The sequence below is a fragment of the Mitsuaria chitosanitabida ATCC BAA-476 = NBRC 102408 genome (assembly GCF_001598255.1).
Taxonomy (GTDB): domain Bacteria; phylum Pseudomonadota; class Gammaproteobacteria; order Burkholderiales; family Burkholderiaceae_C; genus Roseateles; species Roseateles chitosanitabidus.
The window spans coordinates 21,584-28,793 of the sequence record NZ_BCYP01000019.1 but is presented as its reverse complement, the minus strand read 5'-3'; the positions used below and the strand labels follow the sequence as shown (position 1 = coordinate 28,793).

The following is a 7,210-nucleotide window of genomic DNA, read 5'->3' as shown; positions in this document are numbered from 1 at the left end:
CTTCACTGACTTGCGTCCTTTCGACGTTGTCTCGTCCGCTGTGTCGGGAGCCTCCTTCTGAGCCTGTCCATGACTCAGCTCCTGCAGGAGTTCAAGATCCGTGTCGCCGAGGTCCTCACTCGGATCCTCCGCAGGCCGCCCAATCTTGGTCGACGCTGCAATCGAAAGCGCCTTCTCCTCCGCATAGAGCGCATCGAAGACTTCGCCTGCATCGCAGGGCATCAGCGCAAGACTCTTGGTGGTCTTCCTGAAGCTGATGAGATTGTTTCGCAGACCGATATCCAGCAGCTCCTTACGGCTGGCATGCAGCTTCGCGGCGATGTCCGAGCTCATTCTTTTCTCTCCCTCTGACACTCTTGTTCAATTCGACGCTTTCACGGGAGTGCGCAGCACCTCTCGTTTACGTCGCAGCCATTCGCACTCAATCAGGTGCCCCGGATCTAGATCGAATGTAAGGGGAGAGTATCAAAAGGCACGGAAGGTCTGACTTCGCTCGCCTAGCAGAGAAGCAATGCGCCGCCACTGTGAGACGTTTTGCCGGGGCAAAGCCCTAGGCCTCACACCACATTCACCCCCAACGCCGCCACCAGCGCCGCGGCCTGCTCGGACGAGATCGTGCTGCCCTTGAAGTGCTGGAGCAGGTCGCCCACCTGCACCGCGCCCAGCTGCGCGCGCCGCAGGTCCGCGCCTGCGAACCTGGTGTTCTTCAAGCTGGCGTTCGTCAGGTCGCAGTCCACCAGCACCGCATCCGTGAAGTCGCAGCCCGCGAGGTCCGCGCCACTCAGGTTCAGGCCCTCGACGGTCAGCTTGCGAAAGGCGATGCCACGCAGGTCGGCGCTCACCAGCAGCGAGTGCTTGAGCGTCAGTCCCAGGGTCCGCGCCTCGGGGAAGCGGGCGCCGGTGAGCTTCACGTCGGCGAAGGACGCGCCGGACAGCCGCGCCCGGCTCCAGCTCGTGTTGTTGAGGTCGCCGTGATCGAAGCGGGCGTCCGTCAGGTCCGCCAGATCGAAGCTCGCGCCCGAGCAGCGGCAACGCTCCCACCGCGTGCCCGACAGGATCGCCCGGTCCAGGCGCGTCCGCACGAAGCTGCAGCTCACGAACACCGCGCCCCGGAGATCCACGCCCTCCAGATCCTCGCTGTCGAACACGCAGTGCTCGAAGCGGTGCAGCACCTGGTCGTTCGTCAGCAACTCGTCAAGATGCGCGCGAGGGACGTCCTCGTCGGCCGTCGTGAGGAATGCGTCGGAGGAGGTGGAAGAGGCGGAAGACATCTCGGATCCGGGGGCTGAAGGGCGGGGCCGCCACTCTATGCGCGGCGGTCACGATCCGTGCCGATGTCCTCACGAATGCCCAAGGGCATTGGGATCCGGGTTGACGTGACGACCGGGTCCGTGAACAAACGCCCCCATAATCCCGCCCCATGCGCAAGCATCTGCTGCACTTGCTGCTCCCGCTGTTCATGCTGCTCTCGCAGCAGGGAGCGGTGTGGCATGGCATCGGACACCTGAGCGGTCCGCACGGCGGCGCCCCCTCGGGGCAGACCGTCGCCACCGCCCACGGCGCGCCCGACGACGGCAAGACCTACGCCGATGCCGACGACCTGAGCACCGAGCAGCTCTGCGAGCTCTGCCTGGCCTTCGACGACCTGGCCGCCTCGGCCCGCTCCGAGGCGCCGGTGCTCGCGCTGGCCGATGCCGGCCATGTGCAGACCTCCGCTGTCGAGCTCGCCTCCCGCTCGCAGCCCGCGCCCCAGCCGCGCAGCCGCGGCCCGCCGACGCTTCTCTGACCTCGCTCCCCTGACCGCATCGCCGCGTCCCTGCGCTTCACCGAAGCGCGGACGCCCTCGGCCTGCGTCCGTCCGACCGCATTCAGAGAATCATCATGTCCAAGCCTCCACTGCGCGTGCTCGCGCTGTCCCTGTCGCTCGCCTATCCGCTGCTGCACGCCCTGCCCGCGCGCGCCGACGACGCCCCTGCCCCCGCCGCGGCGCCCGCCGCCGATACGCCACCGGCCACCGGCAACCCGCTGCCCACCGTCCAGGTGACGGGCGCGCGCAACCGGCTCGACGCCGCTCGCAACGGCCTGTCGCCCGACACCGGCAGCACCATCTACAAGTTCGAGAAGGCCGACATCGCCCGGCTCCCCCAGGGCGACGACACGCCGCTGAACCAGGTCCTGCTGCAGACGCCGGGCGTGGTGCAGGACTCCTACGGCGGCCTGCACGTGCGCGGCGACCATGCCAACCTGCAGTACCGCATCAACGGCGTCGTCATCCCCGAGGCCATCAGCGGCTTCGGCCAGACGCTGGAAACCCGCTTCGCCGACAGCATCAGCCTGCTGACCGGCGCGCTGCCGGCGCAATACGGCTACCGGACCGCCGGCATCGTCGACATCACGACCAAGGGCGTGGACGCCGAGTCCAAGCCCTTCGCCGGCAGCGTCGGCGTGACGGTCGGGACGCAGCGCTCGCGCGAGCTGGACCTGACGCTGCATGGCACGCAGGGGCGCCTGAGCTACGAGTTCAGCGGCTCCTACCTCGGCAACGACCTGGGCATCGAGAACCCGACCGCCTCGCGCAACGCGCTGCACGACCGCACGCACCAGGGCAAGGGCTTCGGCCTGGTGTCCTACCTGCTGGACGACGACAGCCGCATCAGCGCCATGGCCGGGGTGACGGACAACCGCTTCCAGATCCCCAACTCGCCGGGGCAGTCGACCTCGTTCTCGCTGGCGGGCGCGCCGGACAAGGACTCGAGCACGCTGGACGCCCGCCAGCGCGAGCGCAACCGCTTCGCCGTCGTCAGCTACCAGAGCGTCATCGGCAGCGACATCGACTACCAGGTCTCGCTGTTCCACCGCACGACCGACGTGCACTACACGCCGGACCCGGTGGGCGACCTGCAGTACCTGGGCGTGGCCGCCGACATCCTGCGCCGCAACGAGGCCAACGGCGCGCAGGCCGACCTGAGTTGGCGCCTGAACAGCGCGCACACGCTGCGCACCGGGCTCTTCGCGCAGCGCGAGCACGCCAGCACGGCCAACAACGCGCAGGTCTTCCCGGCCGACGATGACGGCAACCAGACCAGCACGACGCCGATCAGCATCGCGGACTCGGGCCGTCTGGGCGGCCATCTGTGGGGCGCCTACCTGCAGGACGAGTGGAAGCTGGACCGCGCGCTGACGCTGAACTACGGCGTGCGCTACGACCAGGTCGACACGGTGACGAAGGAGCATCAGCTCAGTCCGCGCCTGGGCGTGGTCTGGGACGCGACGCCGACGCTGCGCGTGCATGCCGGCTACGCGCGCTACTTCACGCCCCCGCCGACGGAGAAGATCGACACCACCTCGGTGGCGGCCTTCGCCGGCACAACCAACGCGTTGCCCTCGGACGCCAACACCGCGGTCCGCGCCGAGCGCTCCAACTACTACGACGCCGGCGCCGCCTGGCAGGTCACGCCCAAGCTGACGCTGGGCATCGACGGCTACTACCGCGCGGTGCAGCACCTGCAGGACGAGGGCCAGTTCGGGAACGCGCTGATCTACTCGGCGTTCAACTACGCGCACGGGAAGATCTACGGCGTGGACCTGTCGGCGACCTACAAGGCGTCCAGCTGGTCGGCGTACCTGAACCTCGGCACGGTGCATGCGCGCGCGACGCAGGTCGAGACCGGCCAGTTCAACTTCGAGCAGGACGAGCTGGCCTTCATCGCCGACCACTGGGTGCACCTGGACCACGAGCAGAAGCTGAGCGCCTCGGCCGGCGGCAACGTGCGACTGCCCGACGGCTATGCGCTGGGCGCGAGCGCCGTCTTCGGCAGCGGACTGCGCAACGGCTTCGCGAACACGACGCACCTGCCCTCGTACACCAGCGTGAACGCGGACATCAGCAAGCGCTTCGACTTCGGCGGCGGTGGTCCGGTGGAGGCGCGGCTGTCGGTGCTGAACCTGTTCGATCGCACGTATCAGCTGCGCGACGGCTCGGGCATCGGGGTCGGCGCGCCGCAGTACGGGCAGCGGCGGACGGTGTATGTGAGTCTGACGAAGGAGTTCTGAGCGGCGGCGTGAGAGCCCGAAGACCCTCACCCCGACCCTCTCCCGCAAGCGGGCGAGGGAGTCGTGAGGCTCTTGGGCTGCCAAGGAGCGTGAGGCTCGTGGGCTGGCAAGCCTCACGCTCACTCGTGCTGCAGCAGATTGACCAGCTTGCCCAGCGGGTCCCGCACGTAGAACCGGCGCACGCCCCAAGGTTCGTGCGCCGGCCCGTACTCGACGGGGATCCCGGCCCGATGCACCCGGCGCAGCGCCTCGTCGAGATCGTCGACCTCGATCGACAGGTCGGGGACGGGCGTTCCCGATCCGCCTTCGCTGGCGATGCTGACCTGCACGCTCATCCGGGCATCGCCGGCATAGGTGCGGATCCAGCCGTGATCCATCGCCAGTTCCAGCCCGAGGATCTCGCGATAGAAGCCGTCGACCGCCGACGGGTCGGGCGCGGCGAGGTTGGCGATGATGCGTTTGACGTGCATGCGGGGCTCCGGGTCGTGTGCGCGGACTCTATGCCCGCGGGCTCTCCATGCCGGAAGTCGCGATCAAGCGCCCCAGCGCCGCCACCGCCGGTGGCCGTGCCGCCACGTCCGCCTCCCCATACTCGAGCGTGAAGTCCAGATGCGGCAGCGGCGGCATCCCATCGCGCTCGTCGAGCGCCACCATGCCCGGCCGCAGGTGGTCACGCGTGAACGAGGTCACCGCCAGGCCGCTCAGCGCGACCGCGCGCAGGTCCTCCAGGCTGTGCGAGCTGAACGCCCCATGCCAGGCGATGCCGGCGTCGTTGAGCGCGTCAGCGCTGATCTGCCGGCACACGCAGGGCGGCGGCGAGTAGGCCAGCGGCATCGACGCGTGATCCTTCAGCGAAAAGCCCTCGCTCGCGGCCCAGACCATGGGCAGGCGCTGCAACAGCTGGCCCCGGCCCTCGCCCGCGACCGTCACCACGACCGCCAGGTCCAGCTCCCGGTCCCGCACCATCGCGCCGAGGTCCAGCGTCACGCCGGCGCTGACCTCGAGCCGCACGTTGGGGCAGCCGCGCGAGAACTGCCGCAGCAGGCGCGGCAAGCCCTCGCTCATGAAGCTCTGCGGCACCCCCAGCCGCACCGTGCCCTCGATCGGCGAGCGTCGGAAGTGCTGCGCGAGCGCGTCCTGGGCCTGCAGGATGCGCTCGGCCAGGCGCAGGAAGTCCTCGCCGTCCGAGGTCAGGCTGAGCCGCCGCGTCGTGCGATGGAACAGCGGCCGGCCGACCAGCTCCTCCAGTCGCCGGACCTGGTGGCTGATCGCCGATTGCGACAGGTGCAGTCGCTCGGCCGCGCGGGTGAAGCCGTTGGACTGGTGCACCGCGATGAAGGCCTGCAGGAGGGCGGGGTCGAAGCTCATGCCGCGCAGATTAATGAATCCGAGCGCTGAATCGCCACGGATTTAATCATTTGCCCCATGAGACGAGGGTCATAAGAATGGCTCGATCCGTCCCATCCCGCGTGCGCGGCCCCGCGGCGCCATCGATCTCCACCCTCATGTCCCACCCTCGCCACTCCACGACCGCGCTGGCCGCCGTCTGCCTCGCGGCCCTGATGTTCGGCCTCGAGATCTCGAGCGTCCCCGTCATCCTGCCCATCCTCGAAGCCCGGCTGCACGCCGACTTCCAGGACATGCAATGGATCATGAACGCCTACACCATCGCCTGCACCAGCGTGCTGATGGCCACGGGCACGCTGGCCGACCGCTACGGCCGGCGCCGCGTCTTCGCCCTCACGGTGCTGGCCTTCGGCCTCGCGTCGCTGCTGTGCGGCCTCGCGCCCGACACGCCGTTGCTGATCGCCGCGCGCTTCCTGCAGGGCATGGCCGGCGGCGCGATGTTCATCTGCTCCATCGCGATCCTGTCCCACCAGTTCCCCGAGGGACCGCCGCGCGCCCGTGCCTTCGCCATCTGGGGCGTGGTCGCCGGCATCGGGCTGGGCTTCGGACCGGTGATCGGCGGCGCCATCGTCGCGGTCGCGAGCTGGCAGTGGGTCTTCGTCGCCCACGCGCCGCTGGCGCTGCTGGGGCTGGTGCTGATCTTCCTGGGCGTCGAGGAATCCAGCGATCCGCAGGCGAAGCGGCAGCGGATCGACCTGGGGGGCATCCTGACGATGACCGCCGCGGTGCTGGGGCTGACCACGCTCATCACGCAGGGCGGCAGCTTCGGCTGGACGAGCCCGGCGGTGCTCGCGCTGCTGGCGATCACGGTCGCCGGCCTCGTCGGCTTCGTGATCGCGGAACGCGTCCACCCCCATCCGATGTTCGACTTCAGCGTCTTCCGCATCCGCGACTTCTCCGGCGCAATCCTCGGCTGCGTGGGCATGAACTGCAGCTACTGGCCCTTCATGATCTATCTCCCGCTGTACTTCTCGGCGGGCCTGGGCTACGACGTCGCCGCCACCGGCCTGGCGCTGCTGGCCTACACCGTGCCCTTCCTGGTCATGCCGCCGATCGCGCAATGGATGCTGCTGCGGCACGCGGCGCGGGTCGTGATCCCGATGGGGCTGTTCACGATCGGGGTCGGCTTCCTGCTGATGCTGCTGGGCAGCCGCTTCACCGCGGAGGTGACCTGGGCCGTGCTGCCCGGCGCGCTGGTGGCCGGCATCGGCCTGGGCCTGACGACCACGCCGGCGACCAGCATGACCACCGCCTCGGTCCCGCCGCATCGCGCGGGCATGGCCTCGGGCATGGACGTGAGCGCGCGACTCGTCACCCTGGCGCTCAACATCGCCGTGATGGGGCTGCTGCTCGTCGGCGGGATCCTCGCGGCGCTCGACGGGTCCTTGGGGACCGCGATCGACAGCGCGCAGCTGAACACGCTCGCGGAACGTCTCGCCGGGGGCGACGCGGCCGGCGCGCGGCAGACGCTCGCCGCCGTTCTCCCGCCGGAGGCGGCCGCCGCGACCGTCCATGCCGCCGTGACCCAGGGCTTCGGCGGCGTGATGCTTTACGGCTGCGTGACCGCCTGGCTGACCGCGCTGTCGAGCTGGCTGGTGCTGCGGTCCAGCCGCAGGTCCCACAGCCACACGGCGACGCCGGCCGCCGCCAGCACCGCGCCCAGCTCGCAGCTCGCCTCCCAGCCGCCTTGCTGGAACGCGAAGGAGCCCGCGGCCGATCCCGCCGCGGCGCCGATGAAGTAGCCGGTCAT

7 protein-coding genes are annotated in these 7,210 nt (G+C 69.4%); 3 read left to right on the top strand and 4 right to left on the bottom strand.

Going from position 1 to position 7,210, the window contains the following annotated elements:
* Both MCHT01_RS13470 and MCHT01_RS13465 read right to left on the bottom strand, forming a co-directional pair.
* Positions 1–333: DUF4011 domain-containing protein (locus MCHT01_RS13470; RefSeq protein WP_148661525.1), on the bottom strand; the 333-nt coding region annotated here is incomplete at its 3' end.
* Between the two features lie 224 nt (positions 334–557).
* Positions 558–1,271: a pentapeptide repeat-containing protein gene (locus tag MCHT01_RS13465; protein WP_067065867.1), complete on the bottom strand. Its 714-nt coding sequence runs from the start codon at positions 1,269–1,271 to the stop codon at positions 558–560.
* Between the two features lie 149 nt (positions 1,272–1,420).
* On the opposite strand from MCHT01_RS13465, the gene MCHT01_RS13460 reads away from it, so the two are divergent.
* Positions 1,421–1,786: a DUF2946 family protein gene (locus MCHT01_RS13460; RefSeq protein WP_067065866.1), complete on the top strand. Its 366-nt coding sequence runs from the start codon at positions 1,421–1,423 to the stop codon at positions 1,784–1,786.
* Between the two features lie 95 nt (positions 1,787–1,881).
* Entirely contained in the window at positions 1,882–4,053 is a 2,172-nt protein-coding gene (locus tag MCHT01_RS13455; RefSeq protein WP_245643283.1) for a TonB-dependent receptor, read from the top strand.
* Positions 4,054–4,172: 119 nt separating this feature from the next.
* Here MCHT01_RS13455 and MCHT01_RS13450 read toward each other — a convergent pair whose 3' ends face one another.
* A complete protein-coding gene (locus tag MCHT01_RS13450) occupies positions 4,173–4,523 on the bottom strand; it encodes a VOC family protein (RefSeq protein ID WP_067065864.1) in 351 nt (116 codons plus the stop codon).
* A gap of 28 nt (positions 4,524–4,551) precedes the next feature.
* Positions 4,552–5,421, bottom strand: a complete 870-nt coding sequence (locus MCHT01_RS13445) for a LysR family transcriptional regulator (RefSeq protein ID WP_067065863.1) — start codon at positions 5,419–5,421, stop codon at positions 4,552–4,554.
* A 137-nt stretch (positions 5,422–5,558) separates the two neighbouring features.
* On the opposite strand from MCHT01_RS13445, the gene MCHT01_RS13440 reads away from it, so the two are divergent.
* Complete coding sequence (locus MCHT01_RS13440) at positions 5,559–7,202, top strand: MFS transporter (protein ID WP_174549054.1); 1,644 nt, start codon at positions 5,559–5,561, stop codon at positions 7,200–7,202.
* The last annotated feature ends 8 nt before the right edge of the window (positions 7,203–7,210 follow it).